At 43.2% G+C, this 21,184-nt stretch carries 19 protein-coding genes, 2 tRNA genes and 1 pseudogene; all 22 read left to right on the forward strand.

The window, feature by feature from the left end:
* The first annotated feature begins 64 nt into the window (after positions 1–64).
* The 22 genes and pseudogenes from BROSI_RS09215 to BROSI_RS09315 all read left to right on the forward strand — a co-directional run bounded on the left by BROSI_RS09215 (position 65) and on the right by BROSI_RS09315 (position 21,113).
* On the forward strand, positions 65–985 hold the full coding sequence (locus BROSI_RS09215; RefSeq protein WP_052563456.1) for a hypothetical protein: 921 nt from the start codon (positions 65–67) through the stop codon (positions 983–985).
* Positions 986–1,003: 18 nt separating this feature from the next.
* The gene (locus BROSI_RS09220) at positions 1,004–1,768 is read left to right on the forward strand and encodes an SDR family NAD(P)-dependent oxidoreductase (RefSeq protein WP_052563457.1); all 765 of its coding nucleotides are present in this window, start codon (positions 1,004–1,006) and stop codon (positions 1,766–1,768) included.
* Between the two features lie 42 nt (positions 1,769–1,810).
* Positions 1,811–2,926, forward strand: coding sequence for a cytochrome-c peroxidase (locus BROSI_RS09225; RefSeq protein WP_052563458.1), 1,116 nt, complete (start codon positions 1,811–1,813; stop codon positions 2,924–2,926).
* Positions 2,927–2,929: 3 nt separating this feature from the next.
* Positions 2,930–3,451 carry a cysteine dioxygenase gene (locus tag BROSI_RS09230; RefSeq protein WP_052563459.1) on the forward strand — a complete coding sequence of 174 codons (522 nt, stop codon included), beginning with the start codon at positions 2,930–2,932 and terminating at the stop codon, positions 3,449–3,451.
* 111 nt (positions 3,452–3,562) lie between these two features.
* Positions 3,563–4,822: a Glu/Leu/Phe/Val family dehydrogenase gene (locus BROSI_RS09235; protein ID WP_052563460.1), complete on the forward strand. Its 1,260-nt coding sequence runs from the start codon at positions 3,563–3,565 to the stop codon at positions 4,820–4,822.
* A 433-nt stretch (positions 4,823–5,255) separates the two neighbouring features.
* Positions 5,256–5,759 (forward strand): ferritin-like domain-containing protein, encoded by a 504-nt coding sequence (locus BROSI_RS09240; protein ID WP_052563461.1) that lies wholly within the window; start codon positions 5,256–5,258, stop codon positions 5,757–5,759.
* 36 nt (positions 5,760–5,795) lie between these two features.
* Positions 5,796–6,806: pseudogene (locus BROSI_RS09245) on the forward strand (PLP-dependent cysteine synthase family protein); the annotation flags it as partial.
* Positions 6,807–6,947: 141 nt separating this feature from the next.
* Positions 6,948–8,090 (forward strand): cystathionine gamma-synthase, encoded by a 1,143-nt coding sequence (locus BROSI_RS09250; RefSeq protein WP_052563463.1) that lies wholly within the window; start codon positions 6,948–6,950, stop codon positions 8,088–8,090.
* Between the two features lie 96 nt (positions 8,091–8,186).
* Complete coding sequence (locus tag BROSI_RS09255; RefSeq protein ID WP_052565753.1) at positions 8,187–9,539, forward strand: cytochrome b6; 1,353 nt, start codon at positions 8,187–8,189, stop codon at positions 9,537–9,539.
* A 121-nt stretch (positions 9,540–9,660) separates the two neighbouring features.
* On the forward strand, positions 9,661–10,350 hold the full coding sequence (locus BROSI_RS09260) for a superoxide dismutase (RefSeq protein ID WP_157842462.1): 690 nt from the start codon (positions 9,661–9,663) through the stop codon (positions 10,348–10,350).
* A 256-nt stretch (positions 10,351–10,606) separates the two neighbouring features.
* On the forward strand, positions 10,607–11,065 hold the full coding sequence (locus BROSI_RS09265; RefSeq protein WP_052563464.1) for a MamS/MamX family magnetosome protein: 459 nt from the start codon (positions 10,607–10,609) through the stop codon (positions 11,063–11,065).
* A gap of 163 nt (positions 11,066–11,228) precedes the next feature.
* Positions 11,229–11,420 carry a DUF4405 domain-containing protein gene (locus BROSI_RS09270; RefSeq protein WP_052563465.1) on the forward strand — a complete coding sequence of 64 codons (192 nt, stop codon included), beginning with the start codon at positions 11,229–11,231 and terminating at the stop codon, positions 11,418–11,420.
* Positions 11,421–11,568: 148 nt separating this feature from the next.
* Positions 11,569–12,411, forward strand: a complete 843-nt coding sequence (locus tag BROSI_RS09275) for a hypothetical protein (RefSeq protein ID WP_052563466.1) — start codon at positions 11,569–11,571, stop codon at positions 12,409–12,411.
* A gap of 298 nt (positions 12,412–12,709) precedes the next feature.
* A tRNA-Cys gene (locus BROSI_RS09280) sits at positions 12,710–12,782 on the forward strand.
* 14 nt (positions 12,783–12,796) lie between these two features.
* Positions 12,797–12,881 (forward strand) — tRNA-Leu (locus BROSI_RS09285).
* Between the two features lie 102 nt (positions 12,882–12,983).
* The gene (locus tag BROSI_RS09290; RefSeq protein ID WP_052563467.1) at positions 12,984–13,217 is read left to right on the forward strand and encodes a hypothetical protein; all 234 of its coding nucleotides are present in this window, start codon (positions 12,984–12,986) and stop codon (positions 13,215–13,217) included.
* Between the two features lie 50 nt (positions 13,218–13,267).
* Positions 13,268–14,380: a peptidylprolyl isomerase gene (locus tag BROSI_RS21160; RefSeq protein WP_052563468.1), complete on the forward strand. Its 1,113-nt coding sequence runs from the start codon at positions 13,268–13,270 to the stop codon at positions 14,378–14,380.
* Entirely contained in the window at positions 14,380–15,147 is a 768-nt protein-coding gene (gene ccsA, locus BROSI_RS09300; protein ID WP_052563469.1) for a cytochrome c biogenesis protein CcsA, read from the forward strand. The genes BROSI_RS21160 and ccsA overlap by 1 nt, the downstream gene beginning before the upstream one ends.
* A gap of 94 nt (positions 15,148–15,241) precedes the next feature.
* Entirely contained in the window at positions 15,242–16,213 is a 972-nt protein-coding gene (locus tag BROSI_RS09305; protein WP_052563470.1) for a hypothetical protein, read from the forward strand.
* Positions 16,214–16,315: 102 nt separating this feature from the next.
* Positions 16,316–16,468 (forward strand): hypothetical protein, encoded by a 153-nt coding sequence (locus BROSI_RS19830; RefSeq protein WP_157842463.1) that lies wholly within the window; start codon positions 16,316–16,318, stop codon positions 16,466–16,468.
* Between the two features lie 403 nt (positions 16,469–16,871).
* A complete protein-coding gene (gene uvrA / locus BROSI_RS09310; RefSeq protein WP_052563471.1) occupies positions 16,872–19,697 on the forward strand; it encodes an excinuclease ABC subunit UvrA in 2,826 nt (941 codons plus the stop codon).
* A 303-nt stretch (positions 19,698–20,000) separates the two neighbouring features.
* On the forward strand, positions 20,001–21,113 hold the full coding sequence (locus BROSI_RS09315; RefSeq protein ID WP_052563472.1) for a lysylphosphatidylglycerol synthase transmembrane domain-containing protein: 1,113 nt from the start codon (positions 20,001–20,003) through the stop codon (positions 21,111–21,113).
* Positions 21,114–21,184 lie beyond the last annotated feature (71 nt).

Raw genomic sequence — 21,184 nt, forward strand, 5'->3', positions numbered from 1 at the left:
GAGGTAAGTATTGAGGGGATTTTTGTATATACCCTCGAGTTGAAATAGTTTGAAAGAGCGGTTCATGAGCCCAGTAACAAATTCTCTATTAGCATTCAGTTTGCTCGGCACGGGTATTATTGCCACTATACATATCGTCATCCTGCTGGGCCAAAATAATACAACGCACGAAAAGTATTTCAAATGGGCGCATCGAATAGGGGGATACATTTTTTTTGCCCTCTATGTATTTATCAGCGTCATAATGTTTCAGAAACTCGAAGAATTTAATGTGTTGCCACCAAAGGCCGTCGTCCATTCTTATATTGGAATCGCTATTTTCCCGCTGATCGTTATTAAGATATGCATCGCCAGACTCTATAAAAAGTTTTATAAAAGCCTGCCGATCTACGGAATGGTCCTTATGATTGCCGTTTATCTGCAGATCCCCTTGTATGCAGGATTATATATGATTTCTGCGATCAAAAGCCAATACGTTATCCTTCAGGAAAAGGGAAGGTTTGTAAAGGTCAATGTAAACATTGGCCGGAAGGTCGTCCAGCAAAGATGTGCTACCTGCCATTCACTGGAAAGGGTCTATGCCCATGTCAAGACGGAGCCTGACTGGCGGGATTACTTGTCACGCATGCGCGCAAAAGATCCGGCAGTCATGACCAATCAGGAAGCATTGGAGGCGCTGGGATATTTAGTCAAAAATCTGGGGATTGACGAAACGAAGATGGATATACAAATAGGTATGAAGATTATTTTGGAAAAGTGTCATAAATGTCATACCCTTGAGCGTGTATTTACCTCCAAGAAGACGCAGTCGGAATGGGTACAAACCATTGAACTGATGAGATCTTTCGATCCTGATTTATTAAATGATTCTGAGGCACGCCAGGTTAATTACTATCTCAGTAAAGTCCTTGCCAGACAAGAGCTGGGACAAAATAAGCTGAAAACGTATCGAATAACCCGAGATATGGATTTGCTCATACGATAAGGATGGGAGTAAGGAAATATGTGTGTCGAATTATTTAGTCTGCGGGATAAAGTCGCGCTGGTAACGGGCGCCGGCAAAGGGCTGGGCAAGTCGATGGCCCTGGCGCTCTCCGAGTCGGGCGCTCACGTAGCAGTAGTTAGCCGTACACGATCTGATATCGAAGCCACGGCCAGGGAGATTCAGGAAAACGGGGTAAAATCAATCCCCATAGTTGCTGATGTTACAAGGCAGGAAGAGGTAACAAGGATGGTGGAAAAGGTCTTAAGCGAATTGAAAACCATTGACATCCTCGTTAATAATGTAGGCACCTATGTTTTTGGTCGTTGCCTTGAATCTTCCCTGGAAGACTGGCATAAGATGCTTGAGATCAATCTTACCAGCACCTATTTGTGCTCAAAGACCGTTGGTCAGCATCTGGTCGAAAAACAGCAGGGAAAAATTATTAATGTTAGCTCAGCTTTGGGAATATTTGGAGCGGGTGGCTCCGCAGCTTATTGTGCCAGCAAAGGTGGAGTAATCCAATTAACACGGGCGCTGGCTATCGAATGGGCAAAATATAATGTCACGGTAAATTCCATTGCTCCCTATTCCATGGAGACGGAAATGACTAAAACCATGCTGGAAGATGAAAAGATTAAAAAGGCCATCATTTCAAAGATACCTTTGAAGCGGATTGGCAAACCCACCGATCTTTCCGGTGTAGTCGTATTCCTGGCATCAAAGGCATCTGATTATATCACCGGACAGGTTATATCTGTAGACGGGGGGTTTTCCGCTCAATAGCAAATTCAAATTTATCTTTTTTTACAGGAGGTTATCGATAGGATGAATATCATAAAAGTCACAAGTTTTATTTTTGGATGTGCATTTGCTTTTTTCGTAACGCAGTCTGCTCAGGGCAGTGACGTTCCCCAGTTTCCTGCTGGCGACAGTAATCCACCTGTAACATCAGCACAGACATCAGGCGCCTCCGGGCGCGCATTTCCCCCTCTTGGCCCCCTGCCTCCGGCAGCAATTCCGGCGTATAATCCTCAAACCAGGGCAAAGATCGATCTGGGTAAAAAACTCTACTTTGATCCCCGCCTGTCGGGAAACAACTGGATTAGCTGTGCTACCTGCCACAACCCATCCCTGGGTTTTGCAGACGGGTTACCCAGGATGCTGGGTGGGCCAACCTCCAAAGAGGGAGGCAGAAATTCTCCCACGATAATTAATTGCGCCTATAATGAATTCCAGTTCTGGGATGGCCGCGCCGCTACTCTGGAAGAACAGGCGCTGGGTCCTATCCAGAATCCTAACGAGATGTTTGAAACCCTCGATAATGTTGTGAGAAAGTTGAGCGGAATTCCCGATTATGTTACGGCATTTAAGGAGGTCTTTGGGACAGGCGTAACCGCTGACGGTATAGCCATGGCCATTGCTGCATTTGAACGTACCATTGTATTTGCAAATTCACCCTTTGACAGGTATATGCAAGGGGACGTAAATGCCATGAGTGAATCGGCTAAACGTGGCATGGAATTATTCAATGCGAAAGCGGAGTGCATCAAATGCCATAACGGTCCGAATTTCACCGATAACAAGTTTCACAACATTGGCGTACCGGCGGATGGGCCGCTCAAAGAAGATTTGGGGCGATATAGCGTCACAAAGAATGACGCCGACAAAGGGGCATTCAAGACGCCTACTTTGCGGAATATTACCGAATCGGCTCCTTACATGCATAACGGATTCTTTCCCACATTGTTTGAGGTGGTTCAGTTTTACAACGGTGGTGGAGGAAGGAGCGAAAACAAGAGCCCTGATATTCATGCCCTGAATTTGACCGGACAAGAGGTCAATGACCTCATTGAATTTATGAAGGCGTTAACCGGAGAACTGGTTCAGATTACCTATGATGCCACGCCTCTTGTTTATCCAAATTTACCAAAAGGATTTTGATTTATGGACAGCATTTTAAGATCATTCATCAATCGCCTGGAATCTTTGCCGGATAAATCGTCTCTGGATATACTGAAAAAATGTGTGATGGAAACAGACGGAAGGCAGTTACCGATTGAAGAGTACATCAGTTTTTCAGACCAGGAATATAAAAGGAACTTCGTTCATGTCAGCAGTAAGTGTGAGGTCACGGTTTTGTGCTTTAAAAAGGGACAGATTACCCCAATTCATGATCATGGCGGTTCCATTGGTGTTACGGTCATCCGGCAGGGCACCATGACAGAGGAGCTGTTCAATAAACAGCCTGCCGGGATGATTGTTCCCACCTTTACCCGCAGATTTCATATGGGTGAGTTGTCTTACGTGAACCTCACAACGATCCATCGTGTATCAAATACTCATACGGGGGGATTGGTCACTATTAATATCTATTTTCCCCCCCTGACCCTGATGAATTTTTATAATCTGGAAAATATCCGCACAGAAAAATGGGTTGCAGATTATTCCGGCACGAAACAGGCATGAATCTGTTTTCTTTTTGCATTCGAATGTGTAATCCTTTTCCATTATTAACTATTTCTAAACAAACCAAAATATGTGATGAATGTTTTGTCCTGACATGGAAGGTAAGATAGTATGCCGGAAAAGACAATGATACATAGTGCCTGGCAAACGGCGCTGACACAACTCGATAGCGTATCAAAATTGATGATGCTTCCAGAGGACATCCATCAGATACTGAGAAGTTTTGATCGTATATTGACTGTTTCCGTACCCGTACGCATGGACGATGGTTTTCTGCGGGTATTCACCGGATTTCGGGTTCAGCACAATGCATCACGAGGCCCTTATAAGGGTGGCGTGCGATACCATTCTGAACTTACCCTCGATGACCTCAAGGCGCTGGCAATGGAAATGACATGGAAGTGCTCCTTGGCAGGGGTGCCATTTGGGGGCGCCAAAGGCGGCATTGTCTGCAATCCCAAAACCTTTTCAAAAAACGAATTGGAAAGGCTCACACGACGCTATACCTACGCTATTATGCCTATCATTGGCATCGAAAAGGATATCCCAGCCCCCGATGTAAATACCAATGAACAAATCATGGCATGGATAATGGATATGTACAGTGTGAAAAACGGTTATTGTACACCGGGGATTGTGACAGGTAAACCGGTGAATGTCGGCGGCTCTCTGGGAAGAACAGATGCAACAGGTCTTGGTATTGTCTTCACTATTACCAACGCCATGAAACAGAAGAAGATGAACCTGAAAGGCATTAAGGTGGTAATTCAGGGGTATGGGAATGTAGGATCGGCCGTAGGGAAATTTCTCAGCGAAATGGGCTGCAAGACTATTGCCGTGAGTAGTTCAAGAGGCGGTATCTATAATCCAAAGGGGCTAAGCCACGATGCACTTATAAAATATTATACGAAAAATGGCTCGTTTGAGCATTTTCCCCATGCAGAAAGCGTAACGAATGCATCCCTGCTGGAGTTACCCTGCGACGTGCTGGTGCCGGCGGCAATGGAAAATCAAATTACAAAAGAGAATGCGGATAAAATAAAAGCGAAGATAATTGTCGAGGGCGCCAACGGACCGACAACAATCGAGGCGGATCAGATACTGTCTGGGCGTAAAATACCAGTAATTCCCGATATCCTGGCGAATGCGGGTGGTGTGATTGTATCTTACTTCGAGTGGGTTCAGGACGCACAATGTTATTTCTGGTGTGAAAACGAGGTAAATGCAAGGCTGAAAAATCTCATGAACCGCTCCTACGAAGAGGTATATGCCCTTTCCCGGGAAAAGAAATTAAACATGCGTACCGCTGCTATGATGATTGCAGTTAAGAAGGTTGCAGATGCAATCTCGGTAAGGGGTATATATCCATGAAGTATACATGGAAAAATTGAAATGCATAATAATAAATCAGGCTGCCTTTGGCAGCGACTTTCAAACTCCCCTCTATCAAGAGGGGCTGGGGGTGCGTTATGGCAGATTTACACACCTCTTAATCCCCTCTTTCTAGAGGGGAAATCACCAGTTTGAAATTCTTATACGTTAAATTAGGCCTTCGGGGACTTTTCAATGTAGAGCGAAGAGTCTCTTCGCTCTACAAACTGCGTAAATGAAATAAAAATTCCTATACAATCAAGTTAAAATTCAAATTTCGGGATAAATGATAGGTTTTTATATTTTCGGCAAAAACAATTTAGCACAACCTTTGTGTAGGGGCGGGGTAACCCCGCCCCTACATTTCGCAGGACAGCGATATAAATGTCACGCTATATATTTCAACTCATTTGGGTCAGGAGAGTAATACTGTATGAAATATGAAAATTTTAATGATGCGGAGGCGCTGAAGATTGCAATAAACGTCGAGGAAGAAGGTCTGGAATTCTATTCCATCCTTATGAAAAATACCCGGGATAACAGGGTAAAAGAAATCTTTTCAAAACTTGCCTCTGATGAGAAGGAGCACCTTGCCCATTTTCAAAAGGCCTATCTCGAAATAACTTCCCCAACAAGCACGGTGCCTGGTTTTGAGGATTATACAGTTGATTTATATCTTAAATATTTAGTCGATACAGGCATTTTTACACAAAAGGGTGAAGCCAGAAGGCTTGCAGCGGAAATAAAGACGGATATCGAAGCATTGAAAATCGGAATCCAGGCGGAAAAGGACTCTATTCTTTATTACACCGAGGCTGCAAAAAACACGAAATACGAAGCCGGAAGAAAGACGTTTGAACAATTGGTAAACGAAGAAAAAAAACACGTAAAGTTACTTGCAGAACAAATGAAAGAACTAAAAAAGACAATCGCATAACATTGCATTTCTTCTATAGTGCTGTGAGCCCGGAAAATGAATACCACAGACTTCGGAATTTTACGAGAAAAATTTGGAAGCATAACCCCGGATATTTTGAAAACCATCGGCTGGACGCCGATTGTCAGGTTAAGCAAGGTAGCAAAAGGTATAAACTCTAGTATCTGTGCCAAGCTGGAATTCCTCAATCCAGCCGGGAGTGTAAAAGACAGGATGGCCCTGTTTATCATTGAGGATGCAGAACGCAGGGGGCTTTTGAAACCTGGCGGAATCATCGTGGAAAACTCATCTGGCAATACGGGCGCTGCCCTTGCAATGATTGCAGCAGTAAAGGGTTACAAATGTATCATCACCATGCCCGATAAGATGAGTGATGAGAAAAAGAATCTGATGAAGGCATTTGGCGCACAAGTCGTTGTAACGCCAACAGACGTTCCTCCGGATTCCCCCGAAAGTTATTACAGCGTTGCCAGAAGAATAGCCAGGGAAACCCCAAACTCATATTATCCTGATCAGTATAACAACCCCAGGAATATCGATTCTCATTACTATACCACCGGACCTGAGATATGGAAACAGACGGAAGGAAAGGTCGATTATTTTGTTGCAGGGATCGGTACAGGTGGTACCTTGAGTGGAGCAGGAAAATATCTCAGGGAAAAGAATCCTGAGATAAAGATCATCGCGGTTGACCCGGAAGGCTCTGTTTTTTACGACTATTTCAAGACGGGGAAACTTATAAAACCACACGTTTACAAGGTAGAGGGAATCGGGGAGGATTACCTCGTAAAGGCTGTTGATTTTAACCTTATTGATGACATCATCCGGGTTCACGATAAAGAATCGTTTCTGATGGCACGGAGGCTGGCAAGCGAGGAGGGAATCTTTGCCGGGGGCTCAAGCGGCAGCGCCGTGTGGGCAGCCGTTGAGATTGCCAGGGGAATGAAAGAAAATAAACGTATCGTAGTAATTCTTCCGGATTCCGGTGACAGATATCTGAGCAAGATCTATAATGACGAATGGATGAGGGCCAACGGTTTTTTGGAATGATTCCGTAAACTGCTATGTCGCACCAAAAGGCCTTTTTTTTTCTCTTCTTTGCGACATTTGTGAAAGAGTATGACTAAGGAAAAAACGAACAACGGCTATCGTGTTGCAATAATGTATTTGAAATGAATGAGGTATATTATGGAACACAGATTTGAAACAAGGGCCATTCATGCAGGCTGTGAGCCTGATGCCGGGACAGGCGCTATCATGACGCCGATATTTCAAACAAGCACATATGTCCAGGAATCTCCTGGCAAGCACAAAGGATACGACTACTCAAGAACGCACAATCCTACGAGAACGGCTCTTGAAAAAAATATTGCCTCTCTTGAAGAGGGAAATTACGGACTTGCCTTTTCGTCCGGGATGTCCGCAATTTTAACAATTATCCAATTATTCAATCCCGGTGACCATATTATCTGCTGCGATGATGTTTATGGTGGGACGTTCAGATTATTTGACAAAGTGCTAAAGAGGTACAAACTCGAATTTGATTTTGCTGATTTAACCAACCCCCAATCCCTGGAAAGATATACGAGAGATAATACAAAGCTCGTGTGGCTTGAAAGTCCTTCAAATCCACTTTTAAAACTCATCGATATTGAAACAATTGTTCGAACTGCTAAAAAGGAAAACATATTCATTGTAGTTGATAATACCTTTGCAACCCCTTTCTTCCAAAAGCCTCTGAAACTTGGGGCAGACATAGTTATGCATAGCACCACGAAGTACCTGAACGGTCACAGCGATGTTATTGGGGGTGCCCTTGTAACGAATAACCGGGAATTATACGACAAACTCCAGTTTCTTCAAAACGCAGCAGGCGCAGTGCCGGGTCCTTTTGACTGTTTCCTGGTTCTCCGCGGAATTAAAACCCTCGCTGTCAGAATGGAAAGACACGCAGAAAATGCAATGAGAATCGCACAATTTTTAGAAACTCACCCCAAGGTAAGAAGAGTTATCTATCCGGGACTTAAATCACATCCACAGCACGGCCTTGCAAGGAAACAAATGGCTGGCTTTGGAGGGATAATAACATTTTTTATAAAGGGAGGACTAGAAGAGGCACGGAGGTTTCTCGAACGGGTAAGGATATTCTCGCTTGCAGAGAGTCTCGGTGGTGTAGAATCTCTTATAGAACATCCCGCGATAATGACGCATGCATCCCTTCCAAAAGAAGTCAGGGAGAAATTAGGGATTTCTGATGAACTTATCAGAGTCTCTGTAGGAATCGAAAATGTTGATGATCTAATAGGCGACCTTGAAAAGGCTTTATCGTAATATTCAATACATAAGACGGATAAACGAAAGGGAGGTAAGATTATGAAACAAGAAGTACTAAAATATGGAAGAGCGCCATTGGCAATGCTTACGGTGATGTCTTTTGCATTCGGGGTATCCTACTCACAGGAAAAGAAAACGGAAAGGTCTAGCTATTCACCCGTGACCATAACTGAGCCTTTCAAAGAGACGATGAGTATGAAAAAGGCTGCCAAGAGAGGGGTTATGAAGCGTCATATGGACTTGCTGAATGAGCGTTATGACTTAAGCAGCAATCCGGCCAAAGAGGTAACAATGTCTCGGGGAAAACCTGTTCAAGCGGGTTTACGGGTAAAACTTCCAAAGGAAGTAATCTGGGAAAATCTGGCGGCGATGACCCCGGAAGAGATCCGTGAAAAGGGTCTTTTCCCGAAAGGGTTTATGCCGCTTCCTCACCCCAACCATGCTGAGGGTGGCATGCTTTTCCCGAAATTCCATATTAACGAAATCAAGAAACAAGAAAAGCGAGATCTTGCCCGTTTTGACCTCGATTATGACTTGCCGGACCACTTTTTACCTGAGTTTCCGCCACCGATATATTTAACCACACGGCCTGATTTAGGCGATGTCTCTCAGGGTAACCTGGTAACCATTGCCAACTATTATGAATTGTTCAATGGGATACTGAATCCCAAACAGCTTGAAGGCTTAAGGCTGCTGGTAACGCCGTTTCCACAGCAGCAATTCAACCAGACGGAAGACCGCCGTTCGGAAAAACCGGGCCGGGGGGTTAGCTGCTTTGACTGCCACGTGAATGGACATACCAATGCCGCAACCCATCTGGTAGGAGATATTCGTCCACAGGAATTCCGCCATCGCCTCGATACCCCTTCTCTCCGGGGGGTAAATATTCAACGGTTATTCGGCTCTCAACGGGCGTTAAAAAGCATTGAGGACTTCACGGAATTCGAACAACGTGCCGCTTATTTTGATGGTGACCCGGTCATAGCCACAAAGAAGGGTGTTAATATCCTTGAACGCGGAAGCCAGGTACACTTCATGGCAGAAGTACAGGAGTTGTTTGACTTTCCGCCAGCTCCCAAGCTAAACATTTACGGCATGCTGGACCCAAGAAAGGCAACAGAGGCTGAGCTACGGGGGCAGGCTATGTTCTTCGGAAAGGCAAGGTGTTCCATTTGCCATCTACCTCCGTATTATACCGACAACCTCATGCACAACCTCAAGACTGAACGTTTCTTTAAGCCGCAGATGATCAACGGGCGTATGGCCAGTGCGGATGGCCCCATTAAGACATTCCCGCTCCGCGGCATCAAAGATTCTCCTCCGTACTTGCACGATGGAAGGCTGTTAACATTGGAAGATACGGTAGAATTTTTTAACCTGATCCTTGAACTCCGGCTTGCAAAGCAAGAAAAGGAAGATTTGGTTGCCTTCCTGAGGGCGCTATAGTTGTTTGCATCAGAACAAAAGTAATTTGATTGCAAATGACAGGAATTTCAATAGTAAGGGCGGCACGGACAAACAAGTTTGTCCGTGCCCAATTTAACTGTTAACGTAGGAGAATATAACTATGCTTAATAGGCGTGAATTTTTAACGGTAACGGGCCTGGGAGGGGCGGCCTTGTTATTTGGTATTACGAACCCTTTAACCGCATCAACAGCAGAAAAGGAGGAAAAAACCATGTCATACAATGCAAAAGATTATTCAAAACTCATTGGAATGGAGGGATTCAGCGACACACTCCTGAAAAATCATTTCACCCTTTATCAGGGATATGTGACAAACACAAACAAGGTACTTGATACCCTCAGCCAAATGTTAAAGGAAGGAAAGACGGCCAACCCGGAATTCGCTGAGTTGAAGCGGAGACTGGGATGGGAATTCAACGGAATGAGGCTTCATGAATATTATTTTGAAAATCTTGGGGGAAAAGCAGGTATTAACAAAGAGGGAAAACTGGCCAAAAAGATGGCAGATGCCTTTGGTGATTATGCAACATGGGAAAAGGACTTCAGGGCAGTAGGGGCCATGAGGGGAATCGGTTGGGCAGTTCTCTACCAGGATAGCGCCAATGGGCAACTCATCAACTTCTGGGTAAACGAACATGATGTCTCCCATCCGGCGGGATGTAATCCTATCTTGATTATGGATGTATTTGAACATGCCTTTATGATTGATTATGGCCTCAAGAGGGCCGATTATATCGAGGCATTCTTTAAGAATATTGACTGGTCAGCCGCAGAAGCAAGGCTAAAATAAACTGATGGATTACAAGGGCACACAAAAACTTACACGAATAATAAAAGGTTTCATCGCTCTGAGTATTTTGTGGGCAAAAATATTCATGCCTTTGTTTAGTCGCCGGGAATTTCGACGTAGAGCGAAGTGGCGCTTCGCTCTACGCAACTGAAAAAAACACTGAAAGGTAGTTGCTGAACAAGTGAAAATATCGCAGAAAATAGCGATTTTGTAATTGGGTGGGTCAGAAATAATAAACAAACGAAAGGAGCATACCATGAGGAAAACAGGAATAGTCATAGTGGTGATTGCTATTTTTAGTCTTCTCCACATCACTCAGTCATTTGCTCAACAAGGAATGCAGTGGAGAGGAGGCGGTGGCTGGGGGATGGGAGCCCCGTACGGCAGGATGTATGACCCAAAGACCGTTGAGACCATCAGCGGAGAAGTGGTCAGTGTGGATACCATTACGCCGGTAAAAGGGATGTGTTATGGCGTGCATCTGATGGTAAAGACAGCCAAAGAAACAATTTCTGTTCATTTGGGACCAGGATGGTACATTGAAAACCAGGACACCAGGATCGAGCCAAAGGACAAGGTTGAGGTTACAGGTTCAAGAATCACCATAGAAGGCAAACCTGTCATTATTGCCGCCGAAGTGAAGAAAGGTGAAGAAATACTGAAGCTCCGGGATGAAAAAGGTTTTCCCTTTTGGAGTGGCTGGAGAAGACGCTAGTTTCATGTTAATGTTAAGGACTTTCAAGGTTGCGGTTGTAGAGCGACGAGCCTCGTCGCTCTACATTGAAAAAGTCACAGAAGGCCTAATTTAACTGAGTTCCATCCAATTACAAAACAGATATTTTTCTCGAATACTTTCAGGAATAGGAACTTAGAAGGCGATGGATAAATCAAAAGTCAATTTGGTAATCGATGCCTTACTGTTCCTCTATGTAATGGCAATGGCAGGGATCGGACTCCCGATAAAGTTTGTCTTACTACCCGGCAAGGACACCTGGGCAGCATATGGCAGAAAAGCAGAGTTGTTCCTATTTGAAATGGACCGCCACCAATGGGGAACGATTCATCTCTAAAATATTAGGGGTCTACAATTTTACTTGAAACTCGATTCATATTTTGCTATTATCCCGTATCGAATTCTGAAAAATTTCTTCCCTAATTGCAGGGTATATTACGAAAATAGTAAAAATTTACTTTAAAATACAATAAAAGGGGGATCTTATGTCTAGTTGTAACACGAAAGCAAAGGCAATTATGGTAGTATTGGTAGGTCTTTTCGGACTACTGTGTGTTGGTTTTGCAGTATCGGTTACTGAAAAGTACAGATTACAGAAGGAGCGGGTACACGGGCTTGAAAGACAGCTTGGCGCGGGGCGTAAGGAGGTTTTGAAAGTTCCTGAACTTATGGAAAACCTCGATAAGGCAGAGGCTGCAAAAAAAGAAGTGGAGGGTAAATTTACCGCTTGTGCCACAGAAAAGGATGGATTGACGACAAAGGTAGCTGAATTGCAGAAGGAGGTAGATACCTTCGGCGCTATAAAAGTCGCGGTAGGTGTTCAGATCAGTGGATTACAATCCACCATACAGGAACAGCAAGGCAAGGTGAACGAATTGGAAGGAGAACGAAATAAATTGGCAGAACGAATTGCCTCGCTTGAAGGGGAGAGTAAGGGTATTGCCGAAAAATTTGAATTGCAGATCGCGGACAAGAAGAGGAGTCAGGAAGAACTAAAAAATCAACTCGTTTATTATACCGAAGCGAAAAAGATCGCCGATCAGGAACTTGCTGAAAAGCAAAAGATTATTACAGAACTCCAAAAGGCAAAAGAAGATTTGGAGAAAGAATTAGCAAAGATCAAGCAACAGGAACCATCTGCTGCGCCGGAAAGTTCTTCCACATCCGGGTCTCATTTTCCGCTCGTGGAATCCGGAAATGCTACGGCAGAAGAGTTAGACAAAACATTTGCTTTATTACGCGAAAGGGTTACTTCTCCCGCAATATCTATCTCTGAAGTAAGTATATTACTTTCCAGAATGGAAAAGGCATTAAAAAATTTAAAATAAAAGTTTACGGATTATCATCTGTTTTCTGTATCGTTTTTGAACTTGTTCAGGGGAAGGGAAAGCCTTCCCCTTTTCATTTGAGGGAATACCGGGACTCTTCTTTTGTTTCTTTATCATACGCAGGTTCTGGTGTCAAATACACCCTGTTTTCCATCTCCAGTTATTCGCACTTTTAAGAATCTGAATTTATCCCAACAAGCTCTTATATTTTTCATCCTTCTGGAAAACATCAAAAACTTCTTGCCTTACGATTTTTTTAATGGTAATATAAATTTTTTGTTCATGTAATGGTAATACTGGCGGCTTCGCCAAGTGGACTAAGGCCACGGTTTGCAAAACCGTTATCCTGGGTTCGAATCCCAGAGCCGCCTATTTATAAATCATTGGGCGAGTGGTGGAATGGCAGACACGAAGGACTTAAAATCCTTTGACCGTAAAAGGTTGTGTGGGTTCGACTCCCACCTCGCCCATATGGCGGTTGTCGCTTGAATTTAGGTGCAGTTCATAGCGTCTTTTGGTAAAATTCTTACATTCAGGGAACTTATTTAATTTGCGACTTGTTATTGAAAGACATGGATACGATCAAATTAATAAAATACCTTGCGTTTAAACCAAAAACCGCAATAGATGTAGATCCTGGAATTTATGAGGCATTAAAGCAGATCACCGCCAGGAATCCGCGGCTTTCTGTCAACCTTCTCATCGATGTAGCACTCGATTACATTTCGAATCTCAAAGAAGAAGACCTCTTGAAGCTTATCACAGAATATTATGGAAGAAAACATACCCCGCCTACTTCTCTGTAGGTAGTTTTTTGTTGGTTCTAGCCAAAAGTATTTTTCATTAAGGAGCGATTATGTTCAAAGGAATTACTGTTTCCGTGTTTATTTCAGGTTTACTTGCATTGTCCGTCTGTGGCTGCGGGAAAAATGAACCGGGCAATCCTCAATTAAGCAGCCAGATGACAGAACAAGATTTTGCAAAGGTACACAAGAATGTTAACTTCAACCAGGAAGACAAAGAGAAAATGCATGGGTCGGGACTAGCGCCAGAAGACAGCGGCTATGGTGGACACGGCATGGGCAGTGTACATGGCAAGAAGGAAAAACCTGATCCGAACAAGGTAATTGCAACCATTAATAGCGAAAAAATCCTTCGCAAAGACCTTGACAAAATTCTGGAGCGGTTCAAAAATCATGTAAATCCGGCCGCGTTACCTTCCATGGAACAGCAAATCACCGATCAGCTTGTTACACAAAGCGTGTTGAGACAATTTGTTGTAGAAAAGAAATTGAGTGTTTCCGGTGAAATCGTAGATAAAGAGATTGCCAAGATGCGGGATAACATTAAAAATAATCCCGCAACGAAAGATAAAACGTTAGAACAGTTTCTGGAGTTTCAAGGCAGCAATATTGATGAATTAAAAACCGCAATCAACATGTCGGCGGCAATTGAAAGCTACGTATCCAAAGGTGTCGATGACAAAAGGATGGAAGAATATTTTATAAAGAATATTGGCAATTTTAATGGCGAGACCGTCACGGCAAGCCACATACTGGTTGACACTAAAGGGAAGAATACGCAGGAAGAAATAGACAAGGCAAAGGCTAAAATAGATTCGATTAAAAAAGAACTTGACGAAGGGGCCGATTTTGCTGAATTAGCAAAGAAATATTCCGACTGTCCGACAGGGAAAACCGGCGGTGATTTAGGCACATTTCCCAGACATGGCGTTATGGTAGAAAATTTTGCAAAGGCTGCATTTGCCACTGAAGTTGGCAAAATTTGCGATCCCGTCAAAACAGAATTTGGATATCACTTAATAAAAGTTACCGCAAAGACCTCTCCCAAAGATGTGAGTTTTTCCGAAGTAAAAGACAAAGTCAGGGAAGAAATGATAGCATATGAAATGAATGCCCTGGTTAAAGATCTGAAGGAAAGAGCAAAAATAGAGATTACCTTGCAATAATGGATACCGCCCAGTTTCTGAATCAAATATCTATAAGTTTATACTGGCTTTGCTTTATTGCCTATACAACGTATTGGGGCATTGGATTTACACGATGGAAATTACGCTTCTCTGTTTTATTGGGATTCGTGCTTCTTCATATTGCAACGATCACGTTACGCGGCATATCAATAGAATATTTTCCACTCACCAATAAATTCGAATCCTTTAATGCCTTCGCCGCTGCGACTTTTATTATCCTGCTCATCTATGCCAGAACAGAAAGCCGTATCTATCGCATGTCTCTGTTCGGGGTTGGATATGCCTTTTTCGTAGCTGCCATGCTTTTCCCGAAAGGGTTAAACTATGCCCCTCCGCTAATGCTTACGATTTGGTATGTATTACACGTTCCCCTTTCCTTCTTTTGCTATGCATTGTGGGTTAGCGCCATGGCTGCTGCTGTAGCACGTTATTTCACATCAGGTGGAAAAAAACCATATGACCAGATTATCGACTCAGGGTTCCAATATGGTCTCATTACATTTTCCATTTCGATGATTTTTGGGGGCTTATGGGGATATGTAGCATGGGGGGCATATTTTCTCTGGGATGCAAAGGTCGTCTGGTCTGTCATTATATGGTTTTTTTACGCTACTTGCCTGCACCTGGATTATTGGCAGGAGGCAAAGCGATTCAAGCCACCTATGGCCATTCTGGGATTTGTAATACTCATAATGACGTACGTAGGAACAAGTTTTTTTATCGGTAGTTCCCATAGTTTCAGATAAATGAAATCTTATTTTGGATTTTGCAATTGTGCTATTTTTAATCAGGACATTTTTGCCATAGATTTGAATAGAGAAGTCGGGAAACAATTTCAAAGTGAAAAAAATTTACCATATCTTTAAATCACAAAAAGTGGGGATTCTTACCGGATTTACGGTCACCGGATTACTTATTATCGGAAGCCTCATCATGAGTTTTTATCCCCGTCAATACGCAGGTCTTTCCGGCGAGGATATTTCCTTTTTTTTCAATCACAGGAAACCGATCCACATCTGGTTTTATCTGTTATTTCTCGCCTGTATTCTTTACGGCATTAATACCTTTTTATGCACCCTCGACTCGATTATAAGAAAGGCGAAGGGTGGTGTAAAGAAGATCACCCTGTATGGGGCGTCGGTGGTACATATTGGATTTGTAATCACCCTCGTTGCTCACCTCATTGGCGGACTTTATTCATCAACGGAACCACCGGTAACCGTGGCAGATGAGTGGACTGATTTGGGCGGTGTTGAAATGAAGGTTACAGATCTTAAAACAAGTTCTTACCCGAATGGAATGCCTAAAATAATAGAAGCTTTTGTTACCGTTCGAAAGGGCGGCATTGAATTCTCAGATACTATTGGCTACAATAAACCCGTTCTTTTGCAACACGGTATCCTCGAAATCCTCATGCAGGATTATGGCTGGATTTCATCAAGCGTAATCCTGAAGATAGATAATCGAACCTGCAACCTGAAGATCAACGATACATTCAATGCAAATGGCACTCAGGTACGCGTAGTAGATCTGTATATGCCTCCACAATATCGTTACCCCGTAGTGCAATTAACTTCTTCCGCTGAAAACAATGAAACCCAACAAACCTTCCTGACAATTGGAGAAAATAACGCAAAAGATATCCATGGGGCAAAGGTTGCATTTGCAGACATCAATTCTGTACCAGGTGTCCTTGTCAGTATAAAAAACAATCCCAGCATTCCACTGACTTTTGTAACTATATTCTTCTTTTCCATCGGTATGATTCTCGTAATTCTCAGGATTATTGGCAGAACGGTCAGTAATTACTGATGCCAGGCACAAACAAAACCAGTTTGCCCTTTGATTGAGTACTCACGATATTGCCGATGCCATTCTTTAGCAGTGAAATTCCCAGAGCATCAAGAGGATAGTATGCATCAATTTCTTTCAACACAGCAGAGACGAAGACCGAAAAAAGGATACAAAAGAAATACTATTCCGGAAAAGAAACGTCATACCATCAAGACGCAAATTACGGTAAACACCCTGTACAATTACGCAATATATCTGCTGAATATCCTCTAAAGAACAATCCTCTGGCAAGCGGTTGAGAAACTCGCTTACCTCTTGTTTAGCTGTTTGCTATTTATCGCCTCCTTAAAAGTATGGCGTTTTGTTTCCTAATGGTTATTATTGATAAACCCCTCGCACTTGTCAAACGATTTTCAACGCTTTTTAACTTAGCTTATTCGCAGCACTTACTAGATTTATCTTGAGAGTACAGCGTGAAAATCTTATATTTAATGTCTTGGAATTTCAATCATTGGGATTCTCTGAATGTCTTAATTCCTTCGGCTTTGTTCAGGACAGGCCCTTGAGAACAAGAAATACAATGATTCTCAATTGGCCACAGAACACACCGGGAACAACGATAAAAGAATATCTGTGTAATCTCTGTAACCTCTGTGGTTAGTAGGTTTTATAAGGTATGAAAAAATCCATTATTGCCCGTGGCATACGGGTGAATAATTTAAAGAATATAGATATTGAAATTCCCCACAAAAAATTGGTGGTGATTACGGGGGTCAGCGGGTCGGGCAAATCCAGCCTTGCATTCGATACCCTTTTTGCAGAAGGGCAAAGGCGATACGTGGAATCATTTTCAGCCTATGCCCGTCAATTCCTGGAAAGGATGGACAAGCCAGATATCGACCACATCGAAGGAATTCCTCCGGCAATAGCCATCCAGCAGAAAAACCCGGTAAAAAACCGGCGTTCAACTGTTGGAACTGCCACGGAAATTAATGACTATCTCAGGTTGTTATTTGCTCGGGTTGGCAAGACCTATTGTGCTAACTGTAAGCGGCATGTGCAGATCGATACCGTTTCTCAAATTGTAGAGACTGTCCTTTCTTTGCCCGAAGGTACAAAATTTCTGGTCACCTTCCCCATTGCTGTCAGCCAAAAAGTATCGGGTCAATCACAAATCAATCTCCTCAAAGAACGTGGGTTGGTAAGGATACTGGCGGATAATGCCATTGTCGATATAACAACTGAAATAAAAGACTGGGATATCCGTACTGCAAAGTCTGTGTATGGAATTATCGACCGGCTGGTTGTCAAGGACGTAATTAAAGAACGTCTTGTGGACGCTCTGGAAACTTCATATCGTTTGGGTGCAGGGCATTTGAGTATTATATACAATATCCTGAATACCCCTGCCTATCCCGATATTCATTTACAAGGACATCCTTTGATTATCCAGGAGTCTCCATGGGTAGAACTGAGATACAGCAAACAATTCTTTTGCAGTTACTGTGCTATTGAATATCCGGAACCTGTCCCTGTGTTATTTTCTTTTAATAACCCGATCGGCGCGTGTCCGAAATGTCAGGGATTTGGATACACCATTGAGATTGATATGGATAGCGTCATGCCGGATAAAGAAAAGACGTTGAACGAGGGGGCTATTGCGCCGTGGAATACCCCTACCTATAGCACGATGTTTGATTCTCTGAAAAAGGCATCTTCCAATTATGGTATCCCGTTGGATGTTCCATTCCGTAAGCTGACGAAAGAACAAGCAAGACTGATTTGGGAAGGCACAGAAGATTTTTGCGGCATCCGCGACTTCTTTGCGTGGTTGGAACAGCGGAAATATAAGATGCACGTTCGCGTGTTTTTGAGTAAATATCGGGGATACACTTTGTGTCCCGCCTGTAACGGAAGGCGTTTAAAAAGCCAGGCACTGAACGTTTTGATAAACCATAAGAATATAGCTGATGTTTGTATTATGACAATCGATGATGCATACCAATTCTTTGAAGAGATCCAGCTAACTGAGTATGAAAAAAATATTGCCCATCTGCTCTTACAGGAAATTAAAAAACGTCTAGACTATATGATTAAGGTAGGCTTGGGGTACCTTACCCTGGACCGTATGACCCGCACACTTTCAGGAGGAGAGGCCCAAAGGGTCAACCTGACAACGTCTCTGGGTTCTTCGCTAGTGAATACCCTTTACATCCTGGATGAACCCAGCATCGGACTCCATCCGAGGGATACGGAAAGGTTAATACAGATACTCGAACGGTTGCGCGATATCGGAAATACCGTTGTCGTAGTAGAACATGATGAAGAAGTCATCAAGGCTGCCGATGAAATCGTTGATCTTGGGCCAGGCGCCGGTGAAAATGGCGGCATGCTTGTTTATCAGGGTCCATTTCAGGATTTGCCTGCCCGCAACGGCTCACTCACCGGACAGTATTTAAAAGGCGATAAGGCAATTAAAATACCCCCTGAACGGAGAAAACCTTCCACCCGGGCTATCGTATTAAAAGGCGCCTCACAAAATAATCTGAAAGGCATTGATGTTGTCTTTCCCCTTCATATGCTCGTTTGTGTAACGGGAGTGTCAGGTTCAGGCAAAAGTACGCTCGTACAGGATACCCTCTATGGGGCGATCAAAAAAAAGCGTGAAGGATATGCAGGATTTGTTGGAAAATATGAAAGTATCCAGGGCGTACAGTTTATTAACGATGTTATTCTTGTGGATCAATCTCCTATAGGGCGCACTCCCCGTTCCAATCCTATTACATACATAAAAGTATTTGATGAGATCCGAAGGCTTTTTTCTTCAACACGTGATGCAAAGATACGCAATCTGAGTGTCGGGTCTTTTTCATTCAATGTCGTTGGCGGGAGATGTGAGCAGTGCGAAGGCGCGGGCTCTATCAGGGTTGACATGCAGTTCCTCGCGGATATCTACGTCACCTGTGATAAGTGCAATGGAAAGCGATTTAACAAAAAGGTGCTCGATGTGCAATATAAAAGCATGAGCATCCATGAGGTACTTGAGATGACTGTAGATGGAGCTATTGCTTTCTTCTCTGATTCTCCCCGGATCACCAGGGGGCTGAAATTTTTACAGGACACAGGGTTGGGCTATTTGAGGTTGGGCCAACCAGCCACCACTCTGTCCGGCGGTGAAGCACAGCGACTTAAGATTGCTACCTATATGGCCCAGGAAAATCCTGATGCAATGCTCTTTATCTTTGATGAGCCCACCATCGGCTTACACATGGACGATGTTCAAAAATTACTTACCTGTTTCCAGCAATTGATTCAGGCAGGACATTCCCTGATTGTAGTGGAACATAACCTTGACGTAATCAAATCTGCCGATTATATTATCGACCTTGGTCCCGAAGGTGGCGGTGAAGGAGGATATATCGTAGGGTGTGGCACACCGGAACAAATAGCACAAAGAGAAACGAGTTACACGGGGAGGTACCTGAAACCCTGTTTTTCCTGAGTATCAATGTGTCTTTTAATTAGGTTGGGTTTTAAAAGGCAAAACCCAACGACTTTTTTATCCACCCCAAAATCCCCTCCCAAGAGGGGACTTCTCAAATTACCCTCTTGAGGGGGGCAAGGGGTGTGTTTATTCATAACTTAACGAAAAAGGAATTGAAATTCCTGTACATTAAATCAGGACACAGATTTTTTCGATACACGCAGATAATCGCAAGTCCTTTATATTTTGTATCCTGATAATCTGTGTGCATCTGTGTCCAAAACAAAAATTCCCCTATCATAAATCACATGAAAGGATACAATGAAACTTAGCAAGAAGAATATCCTGTTTATTCTGAGTATTATAGCCAGTATCGTTTGTACCTGGTTGTTTATAAGAAATATTGATTGGTTGCTCCTGAAAAACGCCTTACGAGATGCAAATTACTGGTTTATCATCCCTACGCTCATTTTAACCCTGCTGGTTTATGTAATAAGGGCAATTCGGTGGCGTGGATTATTGTCACATATTAAATCAATTTCTGTAATAAATTTGTTGTCTGTTACCAGTATTGGCTTTATGGCAAACAATATTCTTCCTGCCCGCGTGGGAGAAGTCTTGCGGCCGTTTATATTGACGAAAAAGGAGAATATAAAATTTTCAACCTCCTTTGCAACGGTAATCGTGGAGCGGATCTTTGACATGCTGGGACTCATTATATTTACGGTAGTCGTCATTGCCCTGTTACCGCATCCATCTGACACTCACCACAACACTTTTGCGCAGGCTTCAGCAAGTCATGTGAGCGCGGTCAAGGAATCAATTATCCCTTCCCTGAAAAAATGGACCGAAATATTTGCTGCAGTTGGGGTCCTTACCGTTGCCGGTATTTTTTTTGTCGTTATGAAACCTGATTTCTTTAAAAAAATCCTTTCAAACCTATGCTCCTTTCTCCCGCATAAACTGAGAGATAAGGTTTTGGGACTGTATGAATCCTTTATTTATGGCCTGAAAATCCTTGAAGATAAAAAACAAACGGTATGGATTTTGGTACTTTCACTTTTTATCTGGTTCCTTGGGGGAGCCGAAATATATCTTCTTGGATTTTCATTTCACATGCATCTCCCTTTTGTGGGGGCGTGCCTTGTCGCTGTTTGTCTTGCACTGGCGGTTGCCCTGCCTCAGGCGCCCGGCTACATTGGCGTTTTCCATATCGCGGTGCTAAAATCTTTACATATTTTTGGAATAGAAACCACAGCGGCTCAAAGCTATGCCATTGTTTTATGGGCTATCAGCATTTTTCCTTCTACGATTATGGGTTTTCTTTTTCTCTGGAGAGAAGGTATTGCCTTCCGTGAGGTAGTCAAACTGGAAGAAGAAATCGCCGAAGGAAAGCTGGAAGAGCTGGAAGGTGTAACACGAGACATAAAATAAACCGGCGAGGCAAAACCTCAGACCAATAAAGACAAGATGCGAGTTTGGCTGAATGGCTAAATGGTTAAAAA

It is taken from the genome of Candidatus Brocadia sinica JPN1 (assembly GCF_000949635.1).
In the GTDB taxonomy this organism is placed as follows: Bacteria; Planctomycetota; Brocadiia; order Brocadiales; family Brocadiaceae; genus Brocadia; species Brocadia sinica.

What these genes read in the sequence shown, in the direction of transcription:
- BROSI_RS09215 (WP_052563456.1), top strand. Translation starts at nt 65, where the DNA reads ATGAGCCCAGTAACAAATTCTCTATTAGCATTCAGTTTGCTCGGCACG.
- BROSI_RS09220 (WP_052563457.1), top strand. Translation starts at nt 1,004, where the DNA reads ATGTGTGTCGAATTATTTAGTCTGCGGGATAAAGTCGCGCTGGTAACG.
- BROSI_RS09225 (WP_052563458.1), top strand. Translation starts at nt 1,811, where the DNA reads ATGAATATCATAAAAGTCACAAGTTTTATTTTTGGATGTGCATTTGCT.
- BROSI_RS09230 (WP_052563459.1), top strand. Translation starts at nt 2,930, where the DNA reads ATGGACAGCATTTTAAGATCATTCATCAATCGCCTGGAATCTTTGCCG.
- BROSI_RS09235 (WP_052563460.1), top strand. Translation starts at nt 3,563, where the DNA reads ATGCCGGAAAAGACAATGATACATAGTGCCTGGCAAACGGCGCTGACA.
- BROSI_RS09240 (WP_052563461.1), top strand. Translation starts at nt 5,256, where the DNA reads ATGAAATATGAAAATTTTAATGATGCGGAGGCGCTGAAGATTGCAATA.
- BROSI_RS09250 (WP_052563463.1), top strand. Translation starts at nt 6,948, where the DNA reads ATGGAACACAGATTTGAAACAAGGGCCATTCATGCAGGCTGTGAGCCT.
- BROSI_RS09255 (WP_052565753.1), top strand. Translation starts at nt 8,187, where the DNA reads ATGTCTTTTGCATTCGGGGTATCCTACTCACAGGAAAAGAAAACGGAA.
- BROSI_RS09260 (WP_157842462.1), top strand. Translation starts at nt 9,661, where the DNA reads ATGCTTAATAGGCGTGAATTTTTAACGGTAACGGGCCTGGGAGGGGCG.
- BROSI_RS09265 (WP_052563464.1), top strand. Translation starts at nt 10,607, where the DNA reads ATGAGGAAAACAGGAATAGTCATAGTGGTGATTGCTATTTTTAGTCTT.
- BROSI_RS09270 (WP_052563465.1), top strand. Translation starts at nt 11,229, where the DNA reads ATGGATAAATCAAAAGTCAATTTGGTAATCGATGCCTTACTGTTCCTC.
- BROSI_RS09275 (WP_052563466.1), top strand. Translation starts at nt 11,569, where the DNA reads ATGTCTAGTTGTAACACGAAAGCAAAGGCAATTATGGTAGTATTGGTA.
- BROSI_RS09290 (WP_052563467.1), top strand. Translation starts at nt 12,984, where the DNA reads ATGGATACGATCAAATTAATAAAATACCTTGCGTTTAAACCAAAAACC.
- BROSI_RS21160 (WP_052563468.1), top strand. Translation starts at nt 13,268, where the DNA reads ATGTTCAAAGGAATTACTGTTTCCGTGTTTATTTCAGGTTTACTTGCA.
- ccsA (WP_052563469.1), top strand. Translation starts at nt 14,380, where the DNA reads ATGGATACCGCCCAGTTTCTGAATCAAATATCTATAAGTTTATACTGG.
- BROSI_RS19830 (WP_157842463.1), top strand. Translation starts at nt 16,316, where the DNA reads ATGCATCAATTTCTTTCAACACAGCAGAGACGAAGACCGAAAAAAGGA.
- uvrA (WP_052563471.1), top strand. Translation starts at nt 16,872, where the DNA reads ATGAAAAAATCCATTATTGCCCGTGGCATACGGGTGAATAATTTAAAG.
- BROSI_RS09315 (WP_052563472.1), top strand. Translation starts at nt 20,001, where the DNA reads ATGAAACTTAGCAAGAAGAATATCCTGTTTATTCTGAGTATTATAGCC.